We start from the raw sequence: 22955 nt of genomic DNA on the forward strand, positions 1-22955 counted from the left end.
TTAACTTGTTACATATATTTCGATTTTTTCTTCTTGAGATACAACGCTATCATAACCGAAACAAACAGGAGCCCCGTTATACGGATCAATCATGACACGTGCATCAATATGAAATACTTCTTTTAACACTTCATTTGTAATGATTTCTTCCGGGCTACCAGTTGTAACAATTTCTCCTTCCTTCATTGCAATAATTTCATCTGAAAATCTTGCTGCATGGTTAATATCATGTAATACCATAACAACCGTACAATTATGTTCTTTATTTAACTTCTCCACAATTTGTAATACATCTAATTGATGAGACATATCAAGGTATGTAGTTGGCTCATCTAATAGCAACACTTCTGTCTCTTGTGCTAATGCCATCGCTAGCCATACCTTTTGTCTTTGACCACCTGATAAATTTGCAATTTGTCTCGTTCGAAATTCAGAAGTTTTCGTTATATCTAATGCCCAATCAATCATTTCTTTATCTTTTGTCGTTAACTTATTTACGTTATTTCGATGTGGATAGCGTCCATAAGAAATTAATTCTTCCACTTTAAGCTCACCTGGTGCAATTGGAGTTTGCGGGAGTAAAGCTAACTGCTTCGCAATTTCTTTCGTTGGAATTGTATGTAAATCCTGTCCTTGCAAATATACTTTACCGCTTTTTTGTTTTAAAATTCTTCCCATTGTTTTTAACAATGTCGATTTACCGCAACCGTTTGGACCTATAATTGTCGTTACTTTTCCTTCTTGTATTTCCACATTTAAATCGCGAAACACTGTAAGCTTTTCATAACTTGTTTCTAAATTTTTTGCACTTAAAATACTCACTTTTATTCCTCCTCTTACGCTTTCGCCTTATAAAGTAAATATAAGAAATACGGTACACCGACAATAGAAATAACGATTCCAACTGGTAGCTCTACAGGTGTAAAAACTGTTTTCGCAATAAAGTCTGAAGCAATTACAAGAAACATTCCGATTACGCCGCACGTAGGAATTATATACTTATGTTGAATACCGACAAGCCTTTTCGCTATATGCGGTGCCATTAAGCCAATAAAACCGATACTCCCTGAAACAGCAACACATGCGCTCACAAGCCCGATACTACTTAATAGTAAAATCGATTTCTCTCTTTCTACTGAAACACCTAAACTTGTAATACTCGTTTCTTCCAATTGAAATAAATCTAATAAATAAGCTTTCTTTTGTATAAGCGGAATTAAGATAATAAGCCATGGTAACATAGCCACAATATACTTCCAGTTTGCACTATATATGCTTCCAGACACCCACACTGCAGCCATTTCAAAATCAGTTGACTTCATTTTGAGTGATAAGTACATAGAAAAGGCTCCAAATCCTGATCCAATTGCAATCCCTGTTAATAAAAGTCGCTGCGAATCTAATTTACCGTTTTTCCAAGAAAACAGATAAATGATGATAGCTGCACCTAATCCGCCTACTAAACCAAACATTGGCATCATCATAATAGAAACCCAGTCTGTGCTTTTTAATTGCCCTTGAAAGAAAAACATAAAAATGACAATCGCTGTTCCTGCTCCGGCATTTACGCCTAAAATACCTGGGTCCGCCAACCCATTTCTCGTAATCCCTTGAATAACGGCACCCGCAACACCAAGGCCTAATCCTACTAATCCAGCAATTACGATGCGCGGAAGGCGAAACTCAAAAATAACTAAATCATGTTCTGGTACTGGATCAATTCTAAACAGTGTTTTAAATACATCTGTAATCGTAATATCGAACGTACCATTTGTTAAACTAATATAAATAGCACATAGTATTAAAAATATAATAATCCCCATCGTCATTCCGAAACGTTGACTTGAACTTTTAGGCATGTCTCTCTCCTCCTCTAGTACGGATTAAATAAAGGAAGAAAGGAATTCCAATTAAAGAGGTAACGACTCCAATAGGTGTTTCAAATGGATAGTTTACAAATCTACTCAAAACGTCACATAACGCTAAGAAAACGCCACCAATAACACCTGCACATGGCAAAATCCACTTATAATCTACCCCAATTATAAAGCGCGTAATGTGCGGAATAATTAAACCTACAAAACCAACTTTCCCCACTAAAGCAACTGCTGTTCCTGTTAAGAAAATTACCGATAAAATTGCCATCGCTTTAACTAGTTTTGTACGTTGCCCTAAATTAATAGAAACCTCTTCGCCTAATGAAAGAATGGTAATAGATTTTGATATTAACAGTGCTAAAATTATTCCAATTATCCCAAACGGTATCGTGATTTTAATGATATTAGGATCTACTTGATCTAACTTTGCATTAAACCAAAAACTAACATTTTGAGAAATTTGGAAATACGAAGCCATTGCAGCCGATGCACTACTTAAAAATGTTCCAATAACTGTTCCTATAATCGCTAACCTAACTGGTGATAAGCCATTTTGAAGGAGCGAACCAAAACCAAACACGATACCGGCTCCTAGTGCAGAACCAATCATTGAACATAAAACCATACCAATTGATGACATTCCCGGAAGAAAAATCATGCTAAGTGTAATAACAAAGGCAGCGCCATCCGTCACACCCATAATAGAAGGGGATGCAAGATAGTTTCTTGTCATCCCCTGCATAAGTGCTCCTGATATGGCTAGAAATGCTCCGACTAAAAGAGCTGCAACTACCCTTGGTAAACGTGAAGTAATAATAATATTATGATTTACATCGCTTGAATCAAAATGAAATAATGCGTTCCACACTGTTTCAGCGTCAATACTTTTTGCCCCATACAAAATCGAAAGTATAACTGTAAATAAGATGAGTATGGGTGCTATACATAATATAGTTACTGGTACTGCATTTGTTTTCTGCATATCATTCAACGCACCTTACTTATTGTATTATTTAGATAAATTTTTCACGGCTTCTTTTAAGAATGCTGTTTTACTCCAAGCTGTACCACCTTGTGCCATTGGATCTACAACATTTACAAATACTTTCTTTTCCTTCGCAGCATTCATACTTTGCCAAATTGGATTACTTTCAATTTCTTCTAACACTTTCGGGTTTTTATTTTCACTTGCCTCATATTGTAAGAAAATATAATCTGGGTTAAGTTCAGCAAGTTTTTCAAATGAAATTTTCTCTTGTGCTTTTACAGTTTTCAATTGTTCTGGAGCAGTTAGTCCAAGATCTTTATAAATTACAGGGTTGAAGTATACTCCTTCTGGATATAGGAATAATTCGTTTGCTCTTAGTCTTATGACAAGTACTTTTTTATCTTTTAACTTATCTCCTAGTTTTGCTTTTGCTTTTTCAGCGTCCGAATTGTAATCCTTAATAATTTTTTCTGCTTTATCTTTTTTACCAGTTAATTCTCCCATTAACTTTAAGTTATCTTCCCAATTTGTTGAAACGTGTGATACCGGGAATGTAGGAGCTACTTTCGTAAACTTTTCAGCTGTTTCTGCTGGGAATTTCGTACTCGATGTAATAACATCTGGTTTTAATTGTAGTAATGTTTCGAAATTGGGTTGCATTTTCTCACCAACAGATTTCGCACCTTCTAACTCTTTTTCAAGATATTTTGGTAATTTACCACCTACAGTAATGGCACCAACTGGTTTAATTCCAAGTACTGCCGCATCTTCCATTGACTCTAAACTAGCTGTCGCAATTTTATCTACTTTTGCTGGCACTGTATACTCTTTACCTAAATATGTGATTTTTCGTTTTTCATCTTTTTTCGTTTCCGTAGCTTTTGTCTGTTGTTTTTGCTCGCCTGAAGTTTTATCCGCACTATTACATGCCGCTAAACCTACACTTAAAACTGTAACCATCCCTAAAGTAAATAATTTCTTGTTCATCTTTATATGTCTCCTCTCGAATTTTCAAACTATATTCTCAATAAAATTTAACTATATGAACCTTGTCCCATATATATATTTCATTAGATTAATAATTTTATCCAGAACTCATTCCCGTTCACTTCCCCTAGACTATAATTCTTTTACACCTTCATCACTTGATAATCATTTTCACTGATAATGATTATCGTTACTAAGTATATATTTAATATGAAATTATTTCAAGAATGATTTGAAAAATTTTAACAAACTGAATTAAAAAAAGAAGTATCTCCCTAATATTAGGGAGATACTTCTTTTTTTAGAAATTTATATGTAATTCAACTGGACAATGGTCTGACCCCATTACTTCACTATTAATTTTCGCTTCTGTTATTTGGTCTTTCATTCTTTCCGAAACAACAAAATAATCTAAACGCCATCCGATATTTTTCGCTCTCGCGCCCATACGATACGACCACCACGAGTATGCACCTTCTTGATTAGGATAAAGGTAACGATATGTATCAATAAATCCTTCTTCTAAAATACATGAAAATTTCTCTCGTTCCTCATCAGAGAATCCAGGATTTTTACGATTACTTTTCGGATTTTTCAAATCGATTTCTTTATGAGCAACATTTAAGTCTCCACAAAAAATAACTGGTTTCTTCTCATCTAATCGTTTGATATAGGACCTGAAATCATCTTCCCATTTCATTCTGTAATCTAATCGTTCTAATCCACGTTTTGAATTTGGTGTATATAACGTTATCATGTAAAAATCTTCGAATTCTAAAGTAATAAGTCGCCCTTCTTGATCATGCTCTTCAATGCCTAAACCATATGTAACTGAAAGCGGTTCTTTTTTCGAAAAAATAGCAGTTCCTGAATATCCTTTTTTCACAGCATAATTCCAGTATGTATAATATCCCTCTAAATTTAAATCAATTTGCCCTTCTTGTAATTTAATCTCTTGTAGACAAAATATGTCAGCACTTGATTCCTCAAGATATTCCAAAAATCCACCTTTTGCGATAACAGCTCGCAAACCATTTACATTCCATGAAATTAACTTCATTTATAGTCCTCCTCTTGATGTTTATTTCCAAATTTCATGCTATCACAAAATAGAAAACAATCATATTTTCACCTTTGTAATCTTGCTCTTACATTTATGAATACATACATACGCACTTTATTCAGGTTATACTAATTTCAGAGGTGATGTTCTATGCACAATGAAGGAGTTACATTAACAAATGAGTATTGGCAAGCAATTATTCATAATGATTCTTCCTATGATAGCAAATTCTTTTATGCTGTGAAATCAACTGGAATCTTTTGCAGACCATCATGCAAATCAAGAATACCGAATAGAAACAATGTACGAATTTTTCATCATGCAGAGCAAGCATTAAGTGAGAACTTTCGCCCGTGCAAACGTTGTAAGCCAAATGGGATCACTTTACCTAATGAAGAGTGGGTAGAACAAATTAAAGACTATATCGAAAAGCATTATGACGAATCCTTAACTCTCGACATGCTTGCGGAAATGTGTCACGGTAGCCCTTTTCATTTACAACGTACTTTCAAAAGAATAATAGGGTTAACTCCTATAGAATATATACAACAATTCAGGGTTCTTAAAGCAACCGAATACCTTTTACAAACAAATCAATCTATTAAAGAAATTAGTACTGCTGTCGGGATAGAAAACCCAGAGTATTTCGCTACTTTATTTAAAAAGAAAACCGGATTTACTCCTACTGAATATCGAAAAAAGAACGAAATGAAAGAGGGATACGATAATGAATTCCTACAAAAATAATTATATATATTGGACGCTACTTACACATAAAAATTGGCGATTTCATATTGCTGCAACTGAAAATGGACTATGTTTCATTGGATCACAAGACGAAAACTTTGAAGAATTAAATATATGGGCTAGAAAAAAACTGCCCCAACATATATTGACCCATAGTCCAGATTACTTGCAAATATATACGCAAGAAGTTATCGAGTATTTAGAAAACAAGCGAGAAACTTTCACATTTCCTATCGATGCTTATGGAACTAATTTTCAATTATCTGTTTGGAATACGGTACGTGAAATTCCTTATGGAAAGACATATTCTTATACAGAAATTGCTGAAAGAATTCAAAAACCTAAAGCTGTGCGCGCCGTTGCTTCTGCTATTGCTGCTAATCCTCTTCTTATTACCATTCCTTGTCACCGCGTTATTGGGAAGAATGGGAAACTAACCGGATTTAGGGGCGGATTAGAAATGAAGAAAAAATTGCTTACATTAGAAAAGTTGCAGGTGGAATTCATATGACAACAGAATATAATAGCGCATTATCTATAGCAGTTCCAAAAGAATTTTGTTTCCAAGAAAATTTACGTTATCTATCACGTTCTAACAATGAATGTATGTTCCATATTGAAGATAACAAAATTTATAAAGTTATCCCTGTTCAAGATGTAAATCCTTTAGTTGAAATTAGTGTGAATACAGATGGAAATATTCAAATACGTTGTTTAGAAGAACCATATACATCTGAAAAATCGATACGTGAAGCTGTAGTTAACTATGTAAAAGAATGGTTTGATTTAACTACTGATTTAGCCCCATTTTATACATTAGCTAAACATGATTTACTCCTTCAAGGACCAATTGAACAATATTATGGCCTTCGTACTTTAGGCATTCCAGACTTATTTGAGGCACTTTCCTGGGGAATTATCGGTCAACAAATTAACCTAACATATGCTTATACGCTAAAAAGGAGATTAGTTGAGCAATTTGGAAGTTATGTAGAATGGGACGGTAGAAAACATTGGATATTCCCATCACCTGAAACAATTGCAAATCTACATGTAGAAAATCTTCAACAATTAAAAATGACGACTAGAAAATGTGAATATTTAATCGGTATTGCGAAGCTTATTACAGAGAGAAAATTATCAAAAGAGGATTTACTGCAAACACAAGATGTAAAGGTTGCTGAGAAACAATTAACTGCTATCCATGGTATAGGACCATGGACTGCCAACTATGTTTTAATGCGTTGTTTAAGATTTCCTTCGGCTTTTCCAATTGATGATGTTGGTCTGCATAATGCAATTAAATTTATAACAGGTTCCGAAAATAAACCGACAAAAAATGAAATAAAAGATTTCGCGGCAAACTGGGCTAATTGGGAGTCTTATGCGACTTTTTATTTGTGGCGAGTACTATATTAAAAGAACCAAGTAGCACATTCGTACTACTTGGTTCTTTTTTAAGCTTGCTCCTCAAAACGTCTTGCAATTTCCACAATAACTTGAACGGCTTTTTCCATAGTATCTACCGAAACATACTCAAATTTACCGTGATAGTTTTCACCACCAGTGAAAATATTCGGCGTCGGTAATCCCATATATGATAATTGTGATCCATCTGTGCCTCCGCGAATCGGATGAATATTTGGTTCAATGTCTAAACTTTTCATTGCTTCATATACAATATCAACAATTTCTCTTACCGGTTCAATTTTTTCAAGCATGTTATAGTATTGATCATTCATTTCTAAAACGACTGCATCTTTCCCATACTTCTCTTGCATTTGTTTCACAATATTTTCAATGGTATTTTTACGTGTTTCAAAATTTTCACGATCAAAGTCTCGAACAATATAATACGCTTTACTTTGCTCAACATCACCATTTAAAGAGAGTAAATGATAGAACCCTTCGTATCCTTCAGTATACTCTGGTGCCTCTTCTACTGGTAAATGCCCGTTAAACTCCATAGCCAGTTTAGTTGCATTGCGCATTTTATTTTTCGCTGTTCCAGGATGTGTATTCGTTCCGTTAAACGTTAACTTAGCACCTGCAGCATTAAAACTTTCATACTCTAAACCACCTAATGGACCTCCATCCATCGTATAAGCGAATGATGCACCAAACGCTTCTACATCAAAATGCGCTGGCCCACGACCAATTTCTTCATCCGGTGTAAATGCTACTCTTATTTTCCCGTGCTTAATTTGCGGATTATGTATTAAATGGTTCATTGCAACCATAATTTCGGTAAGACCAGCTTTATCATCTGCTCCTAGCAGTGTTGTACCATCAGTTGTAATAATCGTATGTCCTTTATATGATGGTAATTCTGGGAACTGCTCTGGTGTTAACACAACATTTAGCTCTTCATTTAACGTAATTGCATTACCATCAAAATTTTCATGAATTTGTGGTTTGACGTTTTTCCCCGTAAAGTCTGTTGCCGTATCTAAATGAGCTAAAAATCCGATTACAGGAACATCCTTGTCCGTATTAGCTGGAAGTGTTGCCATTACATAGCCATTATCATCCATCGTTACTTCTGTTAAACCAATTTCTTTTAGCTCTTCCACTAATAACTTACCAAACTCAATTTGTCCTGGTGTTGTTGGTACTGTATGACTTTCTTCATTTGATTGCGTATCAATTTTTACATATCTCGTAAATCTTTCAATAAGTTCTTGTTTCAAGTTCATTCACTCCCTTTTATGTTTCTCCCTCCATTATAATCCTTAAAACGAAATATTTTAACTTTTTTGACTGTGAAGATGTATATTTCATTTACATAGTTAACACTTTTAAACGAATGATAAAAAGACATAATATTTGTACATTAAAACTGTAACAGGTAACATACATAATTATAAAATATGGGAGGTTGTAAAGATGAGGCTAACTCTCTTTCGCTATTTTCTTTTTTTCTTAGGATTAATTTTCTTTGGCCTTGGAAACGCTCTTGCAGTCAAAGTTAAATTTCTCGGCTTGCACCCTTGGGAAGTTTTAAATATGGCTCTCTACCAAAAGTTTGGATGGACCATCGGTACGTGGAGTGTCATATGTGGGTTATGTCTCGTTCTAATATCTTTACTAGTAGATCGAAAATATATAAATGTGGGGACATTTTTGAATGCACTACTTATCGGTCCCATTATGGACTTTTTCTTACAATCAAACATGCTTCCAGACGCTAGTAATTATTTATGGATAAACTTACTCATTTTATTTTCTGGTATTGCCATTACAGGTATCGGGGGAGGTATGTACGTTGCGGCTGGGATTGGCGCTGGACCCCGTGATGGATTCATGCTTACTATTTCAGACAAAACAGGACTTTCTATTAGCCGTGCTAGAATCATAGTAGAATGTATTGTACTAGTTATTGGATTTATGCTAGGAGGTCCTGTTTTCATCGTAACTTTTCTGTACACCTTTATTCAAAGTCCAATCTTTCAGCAATCATTTAAGATGTTTCAAACACTTTTACATACTTTACATGGCAAAAAGAAAATTAGCGAACATATTTAAAGTACAGCTTAATACAAATAAATCCACCCTATTTACGACTCTCATCGCAAATAGGGTGTTTCTGTTTTTATCTCGCAATTTAAGAATATATACTACTCATTTACAATAAAAGTATATACATCATCATAAATACAGCCATTTACTTTAATCACATACTTCCCAGGTTTATTAAAACTAATTGTGTATTTATTTAACTGAATTGCTTCTTTATCTCCAGAAAGAATATCAATGCTTCTGCCACTTAATACATACAATTCATTTAGATTCATCGTTACATCAATTGTATTGAAATTTTCTACTTTCACTTGCTGTGCTTCCGCAACGCTTACACTTGGTTCTAAAAACAGTAGTCCACTTAATCCAATCGTCCCCGCTAAAGCAACTCCCGCAAACTTTTTAATCTGTTTCATTACAATGACCTCCTTATAGATTTTGCGTAAAGGTAATGTCCTCCCTTACACCACAAAGCCTATATGTAATGAAATGAAAAGTAAACGGGGACTGTAAGACAAAATTCTACATCTTTTTCTCCTATTGAATATAAATCCAACGTTTGGAGTTTTGACACATTTAAAATTGTTTCCCTAAACCAATTTCCCAATAATTTATTCAAATACTGAATAATTACTTATTGATTTAACATTCTAAAAATAGTTGATAAAGATGCTTTCTATTCAAAAAAAGACTTTGCTATAAAAGTAACTTTTACAACAAAATCCATGCAACTAATTTTATTCCGCTTTCCATAATCTCTTTACATTCATTAATTGTTCTTCTTTAAACTCCATCTTATATATATCCGGTTTTGACGTATTCATTAAAAATTCAAAACCATATTGTTTATCAAAATAGTTCATCATTAATGTCATAACAAGCCCATGTGTACCAATTACAATTTTGCATCCTCGAAAATCCATTAAGATTTCTTTTAATACTTTCACTACTCTTCTCTGGCAATCTGCATATGACTCTCCTTCCGTTCGTGCAAAGTCCGGATTAGAGAACATCTTCTGTACAAGTGGATACACCTCCTTGTCTGATATAACCTGATCCTCACTTGAAAACATACACTCTTTAAGATTTTCATATACTACTATTTCTTTTTCATGGAAATTAGCTGACTCCTCTATCGTTAGCATAGCCCGATTATAAGGACTGGAAATAAAAGTATCAATCCTCTCCGCTTTTAATATGTCAGTTACTCCACGGGCATCCATATGTCCCCTCTCAGTTAATCCACGCATTCTTTCATTTCCTTCTAGTTTTGGTGATTCACCATGTCTAACCATATAAATATATGTGCTCATAATTTCTCCTTAAAATTTTTTATAAAGTGAAACTTTAATCAACCCTCACTAATCGGGCTGCCCGGCAAATAGCGAGATAAGTTAATAAATCACGTTCATTTATCCCATTTCAACACTTAGGGGTAATACTAAAATACTTTATAAACTGTGCTGATTTGTTCGTCTAATCCATTCTCCTACTAAACTCTCAAATAATTCAGGCTGCTCAATTTGTAAATTATGCCCTGCCATATCTAACACTGCTAATGTTGCCCTTGGATATTCTTCAATAATTTCTATAATATTTTGATAACCTACTGATATATCTTGTCTTCCAGTCAGTAAAAGAACGGGATTTTCATATTTTTCATGCTGAAAATCCATAGTAAGAGAGTAATTCTTTTGCAACCTTTCAATAAATTCATAATTAGCAACATCTAACCCAGGCTTAATTTCTTCTTTAAATCGCGTATATGTATATTCATTTGCTATTACAGCTAACTCACAAAACTCCTCTCTTTCTGTGGAAGTGAGCGTATTTAAAAATTCCTCATCTTGTACAATTATCTGTTTATCTGGAAGAATCCTTTTTTCTGGCTCCGCTACAACAACAGGACATACTAATAGTAATCCGCTAACTCTCTCAAACATCTTTGCAAGTATACCTTTGGCTAAATAGCCTCCATATGATTCTCCTACCAATAAAAATTTTTCAGTACAAATGATTTCCTCAATAAATGTGATAAGCACATCTACTATACGATCTGAACTATTTATCCAATTTGGAGCATTCGATTTTCCCATTCCAGGTAAATCAATATATATTCGCTTATAACCTTCATATTTCTGAAATACTGATTCCATACATTTCATCATTAACCTATGGTCAGGAGCGCAGCCATGTATGATAATGACCGGTTTACCCTCCCCCACAATTTCATAGTATATTTCTGCATCTTTAATTCGATATATCATAAAAAAACCTCCCTATTTAGTGGCAATACTATTCCACTCTGTAAGAATACACGTTCTTATTTTATATCTTTTCCTAACATTTCTACAAATATTAATTTTCAGACTAAAAATAAAAATCCCCATCATTTTATATGCAATTTTGCATCTCCACTTACAAATCACTAAAAAAACTTTACAATTCAAAGGATGACTAAATATACAATTTCTATTTAAAGTCTTGATACCGTCTATACTATCCACCGCAATATTTTTTCAACTTTGAGAATACTTATACTCTTTAACACTTTCCTTATAAACATGATTTTTATAAGGAAATCTGATACAATTCTTAAATAATATTATTATGTATAGATATAACGAACATAGTGCATAATTAAAGAAGGTGATTTCATTGAAATTAAATAAAAATTTACAATTATGTATATTAATCGGAACATTAATATGCTATTCAATCTATTTTATGTTTTTCTATCTGTTCCCTACTCATTTTTCAAATTCAGATGTACGCTTCGCTTCACTTGTCGTTGAAGCCATTACATTTGTATCACTGATTTACTCTATATATTCTAAAAAAGTCAGTTCAAATCCGTTTTGGATATGTATTACAATAGCAATTGGTAGTTTTTTATTAGGGAAAATAGTATATACATATCAAGATAGCTTCTTCGAAATTCCAATACATCGTTTTACTATTTCTGATGTATTTTACATGGTTTTTCTACTTTTCTGTCTTATCGCTTTCTCCTATAAAATCTTAAAGGAATGCAATAAATGGGAAAAAGCGTTCTTTATTTGTGATATATGCATAGTGCTTACTTCCATATTTACATTAGAATGGTATTTATTTAATCAACCAAATTTAAATATATTCGCTCTTTCACTAGGAGATGTTTTCCTTTCATTTTTATATCCAATTGCAGATTTATTATTTCTACTGCTAGGTGTTAGTCTCTTTTTCCGTCCAACAATTTTTAATTCCAAACGGAAAATTTATATATTTATTTTTGTATTAATAAGTTCTGCAACTTTTAACTATATTTATTTTTACTTAAATAACCACTTATCAACAGAAACAATAACATTATTACGTCTTTTATATAGAATACCTATATTACTTATTGCAATAGCTGGCTCTATTTCAGAAGATCATAATAGCCATAAAAATTATTTCATTGTAAACCCTATAATAGGAAAAAAAGCTTTAGTTGTATTTCCCTATCTTGCTGTTGCAATACTAATCGGGTTTACATTAAAAGAACAAACATCATCTTCAACTCTCATTACAGGGAATTGTATTACTTTTATTTTCGTACTCATTCGTCATTCTATCGTACGTATGCAAAACAATTCCTTAACAAAACGTTTACAGGCATTTAATGCCCAACTAGAAGAAAAAGTTACTGTACGGACGTCTGATTTAGTTCATAAATCAGAGGCTCTTTCTCAAAAACAACAAAAGTTTAAATCATTATATGAATATCATCCTGACCCTATTTTCACCATTGATTTAAATGGAACATTCTTAAATGTAAATAAGGCTGGGAGTGTACTACTTGGGGCACCAACGGATGAGTTACTAGGCGAAACTTGTTTTTCGATCATTTTAGATGAAGATAAGCATAAGCTAGCATTGGCATTAGAAAAAGTGAAACAACAAGAATCGGCATTCTTACAACTTAGTTCTCAATATAAAGATGGCTTTACTTATTTTTTATACGTTACAATCATTCCTATTATAATAGACGGACAAATTTCAGGAAGCTATATTATGGTGAAAGATATTACTGCACTAAAAAAACAGCAAGAAGAAATAAAATATTTAGCATTCCATGACACTGTAACGAAAATTGGGAACCGTGCCTTTTTCCATAAGAAATTAAAGAGAGTTATAAAAAATGCTAAAATAACAGAAAGCGAGTTTGCATTATTATATTTAGATTTAGATCGCTTTAAAGCAATTAACGATACACTTGGACATTCGTCAGGAGATTACATATTAGAAGAAGTAGCAAAGCGATTCCAATCATGTCTTCCATCACATACTCATCTTTCAAGAATCGGTGGCGATGAATTTACAATCATAATTGAAAACTATACTGACGAAGATTACTTATTCCAATTATGTAACCAATTATTTGAATGCATGAAAAAATCATTTATCATACATGAGCATAAATTAACTTTATCACTGAGTATCGGTATCGCTATTTATCCACATTCCGGAATCGATACCGCTACACTTTTGAAAAACGCTAATGTTGCAATGTATGATGCAAAAGCAAAAGAGCTTAATTCTGTCTCTATTTATGACGATGTAATCGCTAAAAAAATTGAAAGACGATTACGATTAGAAAAAGATTTACCAAACGCACTACAAAATGAAGAATTGTTCCTTTTGTATCAACCTCAAGTTGATAGTGAATCTAATAAAATTATCGGTGCAGAAGCTTTAATTAGGTGGAATCATCCTGAATTAGGTATTATTTCTCCATACGAGTTTATTCCGATTGCAGAAGAAACACTACAAATTATTTCAATAGGAAAATGGACATTAGAGCAGGCTTGTAAGCAAATGAAACGTTGGCACGCACTCGGATATTCACATTTAAAAATAGGTGTAAATTTATCTGCTAAAGAATTTGAACAAGAGGATTTTGTAAAATCTATTTCTTCTACTTTAACAAATACAGGTTTACCAGCAAGCTCTCTTGATCTTGAATTAACAGAGCGAATTGCAATGATGGATGAGCGAGAAACATTGATAAAACTGCGTACACTAAAAAGTTTAGGGATTCACATTTCAATCGACGACTTTGGTACAGGTTATTCTTCGCTAGCCTACTTACCTTTATATCCAATTGATACGTTAAAAATCCCGAGAGAATTTATTACAATGTCTGAAACATGTGATGATGGAATGGAAATTATTAAAACGATCATCACATTAGCAAATACATTAGGAATGTCTGTCATTGCTGAAGGTGTAGAAACAAAAGAGCACGTAAATTTCCTTCAAAAAAATAAATGTCAGTTTATTCAAGGTTATTATTACAGTAAACCTATTCATATTCATGCATTTACTGAGCTATTAGAAAACGGCATTCACCCATAGTACATAACTAATTAGAATAAATAATAATGAATTTGAACAAATATAGTAAAAAGGAAAGAAGATACCTTCTTTCCTTTTTACTATTTATATTTCTATTAATTCACCACTCCATTTATTATATCTATTAATTGATGAATCCCCTCATCATTTGTTTTCTTATACCCATTCATGTTTTGAATATATTTCTCCTTATTTATATACAACTTATTTACTGCATGTATAAATGTATTCGTACTTACTCTGTCTTGGAGTATAACTTCCGCATATCCTTGCCGTGAAAAATATTCAGCATTTAAAACTTGATCTCCCCTACTGGAACTGTTAGTTAACGGGATAAGCAACATCGGTTTCTTCAAAAATAACAATTCAGAAATAGCAGTAGAACCCGCTCTAGAAACTACAACACTTGCCATATTTAGTATATGCGGCAACTCGTCGCCTATATATTCAAATTGCATATACCCCTCCATGCCAATAGATGGGTCTACCTTTCCTTTACCACATATATGAATAATATTAAAATTTAATAGTATTGTATCTAAACATTCCCTTACCATATCATTTATCCACTTAGCACCTTGACTCCCACCCATAATTAATAATACTGGTTTATCTTGCTGAAATTCACAATATCTTCTTCCTCGTAATACGTTACCCTTCTCAATTTCTTCCCTTACAATTGGTCCTACATAAACCTTCTTCTCATTACTTACATTTTCTCCTGTCTGAGGAAATGTTGTGCATAGCTTTGTAGCAAAAGGTAATGCTATTTTATTGGCAAGTCCTAATGTGCTATCTGGTTCACGTATAATTATAGGCACACGATTTAACCATGCTCCTATAGCTACAGGAACTGAAACAAATCCTCCTGCTGAAAAGATAACGTCAGGCTTTGTTTTCTTAATTAATTTATAACTTTGTAAACAACCTCGTATAATTTTAAAAGGATCTTTAAAATTTTCCCAATCCCAATATCTCCTAAGCTTGCCCGTTGAAACACTATTGTATTTAACATTTTGCACTAATGATTTTTCAATTCCATTTTTTGATCCAATATACTCGACTCTCCAGCCTTTCTCTATAAATTTAGGAATTAATACAATATTAATCATAACGTGTCCGGCTGTACCGCCCCCAGTAAAAAGAATCGTTTTGCTCATAACTTATACCCACCTTTATTATTAAAAATCTAGCTATCTCTTTACCTTTTAAATGTAAATAAACTTATTATTTTTTATATAAATCTTTAACTCCACCTCTATATCTTGTAAAAGATCTTTAATGAGTTCATAAAAATCATTTCCATACTCACTACACTCGTATTGAGCAAAGATTTGAATCACATATCTAGTTTCCGTCTCTAATGCTGACTTTATTTGATTAACCCTTTTTTCTTCTACATACGCTTGATATTTATGTATTGCCTCATAAAGACGCAATACATGCGCTTCTTCATCTCTCCAATCCAACGTATCAACAATTGAAAGAAATAGCGTATTTTGATTATCTATTATTTCATAATCATTCATATATTTCTTACACCCTTTTTTGTTTTTCATTGCATGCAGATGTCACTACACTTCGCATACTCAAGTACATCTTTTAATGATTGATGAAATTCAATTTCTGGGATCCAACCTAACCTTTTTATCTCCTCTATTGCTAAACTCTCATTTGAGTCGCTCCCATTTTTCTCTGTTTCCTCTATAAAAAAATTTAGCTGTGTTAATTCTTTATATTGTTCTAGTACATTTAATAAAGATCGTTTTACTCCTGATCCGATATTATATTGTTTTCCATTTATTCCATCTCGTAATAACACATGATACGCTTTAATCGCATCACGTACATCTAGAAAATCTCTACTATCTTTCAAACTGTTTACTTCAATAATGGCTTTACTTCTACCTGATTCTATATCTATCATTTTCTTTGCGAGAATCGAACAAATGCCATTCGATTCCCCTGGACCAATTAAGTTTGAGGGCTTTGCAATGATAATATTTGAATCCATTAATCCTCCCCAAGCCTCTGCAATAATGACTTGCATCGTTTTACTTAAACTATATGGATTTGAAATTTTTATTTCGTTCATACTATCTGCTTGCAAAGCAGATCCTATAACTAATGTTCTACAATGCGAGGCTTCTTGCTTAATTGCTTCTAATAAATATAACGTTCCTATTACATTAATCTCTATATACTCAAGAGCAGCTGTCCAAGATTCTATAACCGAATTCCTTCCTGCTAAATGCAATACGTAGTCTGGCTTTATTTGTTTCATTACCTTCATTACTTCGCTCTTATTAGTTAAATTACAAGTAATACCATTTCTAATTTTTTCTCTATGTGCACGATTTTGAAACATAGGAATTACATGAAAGCCCTGCTCTAAAAAATATTGGCAAGCATGGCGTCCTGTGAAACCATTTGCACCAGTTATTAAAAGGCTCGCATTTTTTTTCATCGCAAAAACCCTCCTTTTAATAGCATTTGTTTCACCTCATGTTTTGCAAGCAAGTCTTGTTGAGAACTAAAACTCTTCACATCCACTAGCGGATAGCTAGAATAATATTCTTGAAGTCCTTCGATAGGAATCGTCGGTAGTACCACAAAATAATTTTGATCAAAGCTTATACTTGTTTTACTCTCTACCTCAGATAGAAGCATTTCACTTAATTTTTCACCCGGTCTTATCCCTACCTCTTTCACCTTAATGTTTTCTTTTTTTGAATCTTCAATTAATATTTCTGCTAAATCTGTTATTTTACATGCCGGCATTTTCATAACAAAGATTTCCCCGCCTCTACCTTGATATACTGCTTTAAATAACAATCCAACAGCATCTTCAACTGTTAAGAAAAATCTAGTCATATTCGCATCGGTAATCCCTACTTGTGAAGATCTTTTAATTTGTTGTTTAAAAAGCGGTACTACACTTCCACTCGTTCCTAAAACATTTCCACCACGAACACAAATGAATTTTGTTTTCTTCGTTTGTATATTCGCATGAACCATTAATTTTTCACCAATTGCTTTTGTCATCCCATACGTATTTGATGGATCAGCTGCTTTATCCGTTGAAACATATATAACTTTTTCAACTTGCGTCTTTGTAGAGGCTTCAATTACATTTTGCGTACCATGTATGTTAGTTTTTATAGCTTCATAAGGATAATACTCACATACTGGAACGTGTTTTAAAGCTGCAAGATGGAATACATAATGTACACCTTGGCATGCATAGACTAGTTGATCTTTATCACGAATATCTCCAATAATAAATTTTAGCCTATCATCATTTATAAACTGTTGCTGCATTTCAAACTGGACCGTTTCATTTCTTGAAAAAACTCTAATTTCTTTCGGTGATTTTTCTAATAGTTGTTTTATAAGTTCATGCCCCCACGAACCTGTACCACCAGTAATTAAAATTATTTTATTTAACATTCCTTTTCCTCCTACGAAACATCTCAATTTAAATAATATTTATTGAATTATTTTCAATTGATTCAAATCATAATCGTCGTTTGTTACATTTAATTGACAAAATAAAAAAACAGAAACTATTAAACTTAGTTTCTGTTTTTCATTTCACCTCACAACAGTAAGATTTTTTATACTGTTTGCATGATAAATAAATTCCTTGTAAAAAACACCGCTCATTTATTTCTTATACTCGTAATAAAATAAATAGAATGATTCATAGCCAATAATCATGTTTAAATTTATGAAAAAGGGAGGTAACGGAATGGACCGAAACAATTCATATCATACATATAACGGACCTTCCAAAGCACTGCCTCTCTCCCTATTCGATGTAAAAAATGAATTGAAACAAAAAAGCAAACTTATTCCTTCTGATACCATGTATAAATTAACGAAAGAAGAGCAACTCATCATCAACAAAATAAAAATACAAACAGAACAGCTAAATAAAAATAATGTTACAAGAACACGCGCATACTACCAATTTTACATTCAATATCCAGAAATACATTGGGCACTGCTTGGGCATATGGTATCACGTAACGGCGGTTGGAATATGACTGATTTAAAGGGCGATTTATATACGAGAATTTTATCAGAGAAAGATCAATTCATATTTTTTTCTTTTTTAGAAAGAGGGAATTGGCTTATTTTCCAAGATGTATACCCTCAATTTTTACTTTACGAACAAAGTGTAAAGAGATCACAAAAGTTATTTCACCTTCTCCCTCACCTAAATGTTTCTACATTTATGGAAACGATGTGGAACGATTTTTGGAAAACAGGCAACAAAAAAACATTAGCGATTGCAACTATTGTTAATGAACAAAACTACTTAGAAAAAAGAGTGATTCAAAATGTACAATTTAAAAAGACTGTACTAAATAGTATTGGATTTAAACTCTTTGATTTCTTTCAGTTTAATCATATCCTTTTCCCATTCTACGAAAATGATAAAAAACAAAAAGTATTACTATTTGGTGATACAATGAAACATTTCACTTCCTTACATGAACGAATATTAATTGGAAAAAGATTGTATTCATTATTATTTCGAGATACACATGTTTTATCTCAAATAATAAGCTGGGCCCAACATCATCCGCATACAGGCTCAAGGAAAGATTACTGGCCCCATTTATTTTCAAGTGTAAATGAATCTTTTTCCCGTGAGTTTTATAAGCGCCGAATAAAGAAATGCCAGTTGCGAAGTGGCGCTTATCGTATATACAGTCCTTCACTCATCTATGCATGGCGAGATATGAAGCATGAAGAAGTTGACAGTGAAGATTGGTTTACCGATTGGCAAGTTGTAAATTACTTAGTTGATAAGGAGGAAAATATAAATGGACAAATTACAGAAGACTACTGCAAAACACTCGAAAAAATTGAACTCGCAATTCTCGCAAAGAAAAATGTCCTCCTCCGAGAAGAAGAATGAGTTTCTAGCATTAGTAGTTACAATCTTTCTCTCTTCTATTATTGGAACTTGTTTAGATGCTTTTTTTGTTCATAAACAAATATATTCCTTTCCAGCTAGACCCTTCTCATCCACATTTTTAGTTAATATAGCTTTTACATTGTTCGTACTGCCGATTTTAACAGTTATCTTTATACACATTTCAAAAAAATTATCTAAAGTTTCTAGAATTCTATTTATTATTTCGATCGGTATTTGCGCTAGCCTTTTTGAACAGATTGCTGAAAGTTTAGGTTTATTTGTACATAGTGCGAATTGGAACCATACATATTCTTTATTTGGTTATATGATTTTTTATTCTTTTATTTGGAACGTATATAATTGGATAAAAAAATAAAGAGACCATTATAGGTCCCTTCTTAAGCATACTCTTCCATTATTGCTAATGGTGCCAGTGTTTGAAGGCTTTTAGAGCGTAAACGATAGGCAACGACTTTCTTCTTATATTGCTTAATGACATCAACATGTTCCTCATAGCTATATAGAGAAAACCTAATCTCTTTATTCCCTTTCTTCGTATCAATGACTATTGGTGTCCCTTCTCCGTGCGGCGGGAAATAATGTTTATCTAAAAACAAAGCCTCATTAAATTCATGAATAACTTGTAGTTTCATTTCTCCCTCTATATTTTTTCCATCTATCGATATAGAAGTATTTTCCGCCTCAAGCTTTTGATGCAATTCAAATTTACTAATAATTGATTCTACAACAGAAGTGGGCATGCTAGAAACTAATACTTTAATAGCTCCAAAAACAAATAATGTAACTATAAACCATGTTGTCATTGTTATCATCTCCATTACATTTAAAAAATAAATTTCGTTCCATACGGTATTAGTATACTAATGAGTATTCCAGTTACAATCATCGTTACCGAACCGATTGTCGCCTCTTTCTCGCCTTCCTTCACGAGACGGCTCACACCGATAATATGTGATGCACAGCCCATTCCAACTCCTTTTCCAATCGTACTTGTTATACTGAAAAACTTAAGTACTGTTGGTCCGATAATAGCGCCTGTTATTCCTGCAACAACTACAAAACTAGAAGTCATAGATGGAATACCACCAATTTGATCCGCTAATGATAGGGCAATAGGCATCGTTGCTAACTGTGGTAAAGTAGTTAATATAAGTTCCTTATCTATATTTAAAATTCCGCCAATCACTACATTCATACTCGTTACAGCCACTATACCTATCACTACTCCAATAAGTATCGATAAAAAATTTTTCATAAGTATCTTTCGCTCTTTAAATAGAGGTATGGCTAATGCTACAATTGCAGGGCTCAATAAGCTTGAAAGAATGTCTCCTCCATTTTCCCTATACTCATGATGAGAAATACCAAAAATGAAAAATAAACAAATCATAATTGCCGTAACTGTTAACACCGGTAACGTAAATGCAAACGTAAATTTTTTATATAGCTTTGTCGCCAAGAAATAAATTGCTACAGTAATAATAATTAAGACCATTTGAATCGTGCACCTTGTCGATTTTATTTTTTTGTTGTTATTAATAATTGACTTATATACCCTGAAACAATCAAAGTTACTACAGTACTTGCAACTACTAAAAGGAATATAATACTCCCCTTACTTAAAAGAAAAGACCCGTATTCCATCAGCCCTGTTGTCGAAGGGATTAAAAATAACGGTAAAAATACGATTAACTTTTCCGCACCTAACTCAAACCATTTTAACGGTAAAATGCGAGTGGAAAGGAGCAGGAACAGCATTAACATCCCTATTAAACTTCCCGGTATTGATAGATGGAATATTTCCTGAATCCACGTACCCACTAAGCTAAATATATATAGCACGCCTACTTGAAGTAAAAGCATCACGTACTTCATTTCTTTCCCTCATTTCACTATCACACATCCATATTATGAAATTTCATTTAGCGTGTCGGCAAACCGTTTAATTCCAAGTTGAATTTGTTCTATATTCGCTCTACCAAACGTAAATCGTATATATTCATTTTTCGAACCTAAAACACTGCCCGGAACAAATGCGACACCATTCCGTATAGATTCACCTAATAAGTGATATTCATCAAACTTTCCTTTCACTTTACACCATACATGTATTCCACCCTCTGGCACGAAACATTCAACTCGGTCTCCCAATGTTCCTTCAAGCTCTGCAATTAATTCATCTCTTCTTTGCTTCAATTGTCCACGAAGTATCGTAATATGTGTATGAAAATCCTTTGATTCTAAAAATTGATTTGCTACCCACTGCGTAAATACACTATGGCCAAAATCAACTTGTTGCTTTGCATCTGCTAAACGCTCAATTACACGTGTAGGACCAATTATCCATCCAATACGTAATCCTGATGCAACAATTTTTGATAATGAACTTATATAAAGAACATTTCCATTTTGGTCCATTGATTTTAATGTCGGGTTCACTTCTCCATTAAAAGAAATTAAACTATACGGATCATCTTCTACAATTGGTATACCGAACTCAGAAGACAGTTCTAAAATTTTTTTACGTCTCGCTAATGAAAGCACAGTACCTGTTGGATTTTGATAATCTGGATTCAAAAATACCATACGAATGCGATGCTTTTTGTGCAAATCGATTAAGTCATCTGGATTCATTCCATGCTCATCAACAGGTAAATGAAATATGTTTAAACCGGCCGATTTAAACATTGGAAGCGAAAAACAATATGACGGATCTTCAATCGCAATCGCATCGCCAGGTTTTAATAAACATTGAACGATAAGATTAAGCGCCTGTTGTGCTCCAGACGTAATAAGAATAGAGCTTGAATCTGCTTCAATTTGTTTATATTGCTGAACATGTGCTGCAATTGTTTTTCTCAACATCTCATTTCCAAGTGGATGGTCATAGCCGAGATTTTCCATAAATGTTTTCTCCGCCAAAATTGTTCGAAATCTATCACTCGGAATTAATTCTGGTGACAGTTCACCACTCGCTAAATTAATTAAATCATCTTTTTGTGTTTCCGTTCGAATTTGTTGAACGAGTGGTACGTTAGGTAAGAACGATCCATCCTCCACGTACCTACCCCAGTTCGGTATTCGTTTATGTGAGACACCCCATATGTCTGTATTAACCCGTGTTCCGCTTCCCTTTTGCCGTTCTACTACTCCAAGTGATTTTAATTCTTCATACGCAGCTACTATTGTACTCCGGTTCACCTGTAATTCCTTTGCCAATATACGCTCAGAAGGTAACTTACTATCAGAAGGAAATTCACCTGAAGAAATGCCTCTTTCAATATAATCAGCAATTTGTTTATATACAGGTGTCTTATCTGCACGATTTGGTTTCCATTCCATCTAGTTTCCTCCTTTCAAAACGAACTATCCTCATTTTTCACTAACAGTATTCACCGTAAAAATAGTATTAATTAGTCACATTTTCTTATCCGTAAATGGATA

Annotated in this window: 24 protein-coding genes; 7 read left to right on the plus strand and 17 right to left on the minus strand. The window is 33.2% G+C overall.

Annotated features, from left to right (window positions below):
• From ACS2FK_RS00120 to ACS2FK_RS00140, 5 genes are all read right to left on the minus strand, one after another.
• Entirely contained in the window at positions 1-822 is an 822-nt protein-coding gene (locus ACS2FK_RS00120; protein ID WP_000025764.1) for an ABC transporter ATP-binding protein, read from the minus strand.
• 14 nt (positions 823-836) lie between these two features.
• Positions 837-1859 carry a FecCD family ABC transporter permease gene (locus ACS2FK_RS00125; RefSeq protein WP_023522806.1) on the minus strand — a complete coding sequence of 341 codons (1023 nt, stop codon included), beginning with the start codon at positions 1857-1859 and terminating at the stop codon, positions 837-839.
• On the minus strand, positions 1852-2859 hold the full coding sequence (locus tag ACS2FK_RS00130; RefSeq protein ID WP_023522807.1) for a FecCD family ABC transporter permease: 1008 nt from the start codon (positions 2857-2859) through the stop codon (positions 1852-1854). Before ACS2FK_RS00130 ends, ACS2FK_RS00125 begins: the two co-directional genes overlap by 8 nt.
• Before the next feature lie 27 nt (positions 2860-2886).
• Positions 2887-3852 carry an iron-hydroxamate ABC transporter substrate-binding protein gene (locus ACS2FK_RS00135; RefSeq protein WP_001035506.1) on the minus strand — a complete coding sequence of 322 codons (966 nt, stop codon included), beginning with the start codon at positions 3850-3852 and terminating at the stop codon, positions 2887-2889.
• 301 nt (positions 3853-4153) lie between these two features.
• Positions 4154-4912 carry an exodeoxyribonuclease III gene (locus ACS2FK_RS00140; RefSeq protein WP_000767621.1) on the minus strand — a complete coding sequence of 253 codons (759 nt, stop codon included), beginning with the start codon at positions 4910-4912 and terminating at the stop codon, positions 4154-4156.
• Positions 4913-5065: 153 nt separating this feature from the next.
• Between ACS2FK_RS00140 and ACS2FK_RS00145 the strand changes: the two genes are divergently transcribed.
• The 3 genes from ACS2FK_RS00145 to ACS2FK_RS00155 are packed head-to-tail and all read left to right on the plus strand — an operon-like array spanning position 5066 to position 7081.
• A complete protein-coding gene (locus ACS2FK_RS00145; RefSeq protein ID WP_016123262.1) occupies positions 5066-5662 on the plus strand; it encodes a bifunctional transcriptional activator/DNA repair enzyme AdaA in 597 nt (198 codons plus the stop codon).
• Positions 5643-6173 (plus strand): methylated-DNA--[protein]-cysteine S-methyltransferase, encoded by a 531-nt coding sequence (locus tag ACS2FK_RS00150; protein WP_001089840.1) that lies wholly within the window; start codon positions 5643-5645, stop codon positions 6171-6173. Before ACS2FK_RS00145 ends, ACS2FK_RS00150 begins: the two co-directional genes overlap by 20 nt.
• A complete protein-coding gene (locus ACS2FK_RS00155; protein WP_023522808.1) occupies positions 6170-7081 on the plus strand; it encodes a DNA glycosylase in 912 nt (303 codons plus the stop codon). Before ACS2FK_RS00150 ends, ACS2FK_RS00155 begins: the two co-directional genes overlap by 4 nt.
• 38 nt (positions 7082-7119) lie before the next feature.
• Here ACS2FK_RS00155 and pepT read toward each other — a convergent pair whose 3' ends face one another.
• A complete protein-coding gene (pepT, locus tag ACS2FK_RS00160; RefSeq protein ID WP_063548417.1) occupies positions 7120-8352 on the minus strand; it encodes a peptidase T in 1233 nt (410 codons plus the stop codon).
• A 196-nt stretch (positions 8353-8548) separates the two neighbouring features.
• Between pepT and ACS2FK_RS00165 the strand changes: the two genes are divergently transcribed.
• A complete protein-coding gene (locus ACS2FK_RS00165) occupies positions 8549-9187 on the plus strand; it encodes a YczE/YyaS/YitT family protein (protein WP_001241256.1) in 639 nt (212 codons plus the stop codon).
• A gap of 92 nt (positions 9188-9279) precedes the next feature.
• On the opposite strand, the gene ACS2FK_RS00170 is transcribed toward ACS2FK_RS00165, so the two are convergent.
• The 3 genes from ACS2FK_RS00170 to ACS2FK_RS00180 all read right to left on the minus strand — a co-directional run bounded on the left by ACS2FK_RS00170 (position 9280) and on the right by ACS2FK_RS00180 (position 11448).
• Complete coding sequence (locus ACS2FK_RS00170; RefSeq protein ID WP_000809495.1) at positions 9280-9597, minus strand: hypothetical protein; 318 nt, start codon at positions 9595-9597, stop codon at positions 9280-9282.
• 321 nt (positions 9598-9918) lie between these two features.
• Entirely contained in the window at positions 9919-10494 is a 576-nt protein-coding gene (locus ACS2FK_RS00175) for a histidine phosphatase family protein (protein ID WP_053563780.1), read from the minus strand.
• 138 nt (positions 10495-10632) lie between these two features.
• Positions 10633-11448 carry an alpha/beta fold hydrolase gene (locus tag ACS2FK_RS00180; RefSeq protein WP_063548419.1) on the minus strand — a complete coding sequence of 272 codons (816 nt, stop codon included), beginning with the start codon at positions 11446-11448 and terminating at the stop codon, positions 10633-10635.
• Between the two features lie 391 nt (positions 11449-11839).
• Here ACS2FK_RS00180 and ACS2FK_RS00185 point away from each other — a divergent pair, with 391 nt between their 5' ends.
• Positions 11840-14560 (plus strand): sensor domain-containing protein, encoded by a 2721-nt coding sequence (locus ACS2FK_RS00185; protein ID WP_063548421.1) that lies wholly within the window; start codon positions 11840-11842, stop codon positions 14558-14560.
• Positions 14561-14655: 95 nt separating this feature from the next.
• Here ACS2FK_RS00185 and ACS2FK_RS00190 read toward each other — a convergent pair whose 3' ends face one another.
• The 4 genes from ACS2FK_RS00190 to ACS2FK_RS00205 are packed head-to-tail and all read right to left on the minus strand — an operon-like array spanning position 14656 to position 18010.
• Positions 14656-15720, minus strand: a complete 1065-nt coding sequence (locus ACS2FK_RS00190; protein WP_000047555.1) for an undecaprenyldiphospho-muramoylpentapeptide beta-N-acetylglucosaminyltransferase — start codon at positions 15718-15720, stop codon at positions 14656-14658.
• A gap of 48 nt (positions 15721-15768) precedes the next feature.
• Entirely contained in the window at positions 15769-16119 is a 351-nt protein-coding gene (locus ACS2FK_RS00195; RefSeq protein WP_002094117.1) for a DUF6572 domain-containing protein, read from the minus strand.
• Entirely contained in the window at positions 16116-17027 is a 912-nt protein-coding gene (locus ACS2FK_RS00200) for an NAD-dependent epimerase/dehydratase family protein (RefSeq protein ID WP_000739091.1), read from the minus strand. The genes ACS2FK_RS00195 and ACS2FK_RS00200 overlap by 4 nt, the downstream gene beginning before the upstream one ends.
• A complete protein-coding gene (locus tag ACS2FK_RS00205; RefSeq protein ID WP_000932607.1) occupies positions 17024-18010 on the minus strand; it encodes a UDP-N-acetylglucosamine 4,6-dehydratase family protein in 987 nt (328 codons plus the stop codon). Before ACS2FK_RS00205 ends, ACS2FK_RS00200 begins: the two co-directional genes overlap by 4 nt.
• 301 nt (positions 18011-18311) lie before the next feature.
• On the opposite strand from ACS2FK_RS00205, the gene ACS2FK_RS00210 reads away from it, so the two are divergent.
• Both ACS2FK_RS00210 and ACS2FK_RS00215 read left to right on the plus strand, forming a co-directional pair.
• Positions 18312-19490 (plus strand): DUF2515 domain-containing protein, encoded by a 1179-nt coding sequence (locus ACS2FK_RS00210; RefSeq protein ID WP_000375774.1) that lies wholly within the window; start codon positions 18312-18314, stop codon positions 19488-19490.
• The gene (locus ACS2FK_RS00215) at positions 19465-19866 is read left to right on the plus strand and encodes a CBO0543 family protein (RefSeq protein ID WP_015406501.1); all 402 of its coding nucleotides are present in this window, start codon (positions 19465-19467) and stop codon (positions 19864-19866) included. Before ACS2FK_RS00210 ends, ACS2FK_RS00215 begins: the two co-directional genes overlap by 26 nt.
• 22 nt (positions 19867-19888) lie before the next feature.
• On the opposite strand, the gene ACS2FK_RS00220 is transcribed toward ACS2FK_RS00215, so the two are convergent.
• The 4 genes from ACS2FK_RS00220 to ACS2FK_RS00235 are packed head-to-tail and all read right to left on the minus strand — an operon-like array spanning position 19889 to position 22853.
• Complete coding sequence (locus tag ACS2FK_RS00220) at positions 19889-20314, minus strand: YfmQ family protein (protein WP_000214633.1); 426 nt, start codon at positions 20312-20314, stop codon at positions 19889-19891.
• 20 nt (positions 20315-20334) lie between these two features.
• On the minus strand, positions 20335-21006 hold the full coding sequence (locus tag ACS2FK_RS00225) for an LrgB family protein (RefSeq protein WP_000242939.1): 672 nt from the start codon (positions 21004-21006) through the stop codon (positions 20335-20337).
• Positions 21007-21029: 23 nt separating this feature from the next.
• The gene (locus ACS2FK_RS00230) at positions 21030-21386 is read right to left on the minus strand and encodes a CidA/LrgA family holin-like protein (RefSeq protein WP_000878380.1); all 357 of its coding nucleotides are present in this window, start codon (positions 21384-21386) and stop codon (positions 21030-21032) included.
• 33 nt (positions 21387-21419) lie between these two features.
• The gene (locus ACS2FK_RS00235; protein ID WP_000454956.1) at positions 21420-22853 is read right to left on the minus strand and encodes a PLP-dependent aminotransferase family protein; all 1434 of its coding nucleotides are present in this window, start codon (positions 22851-22853) and stop codon (positions 21420-21422) included.
• Between the last annotated feature and the right edge of the window lie 102 nt (positions 22854-22955).

Origin of the sequence: Bacillus cereus group sp. BceL220, assembly GCF_051776965.1 — a bacterium.
In the GTDB taxonomy this organism is placed as follows: Bacteria; Bacillota; Bacilli; order Bacillales; family Bacillaceae_G; genus Bacillus_A; species Bacillus_A cereus.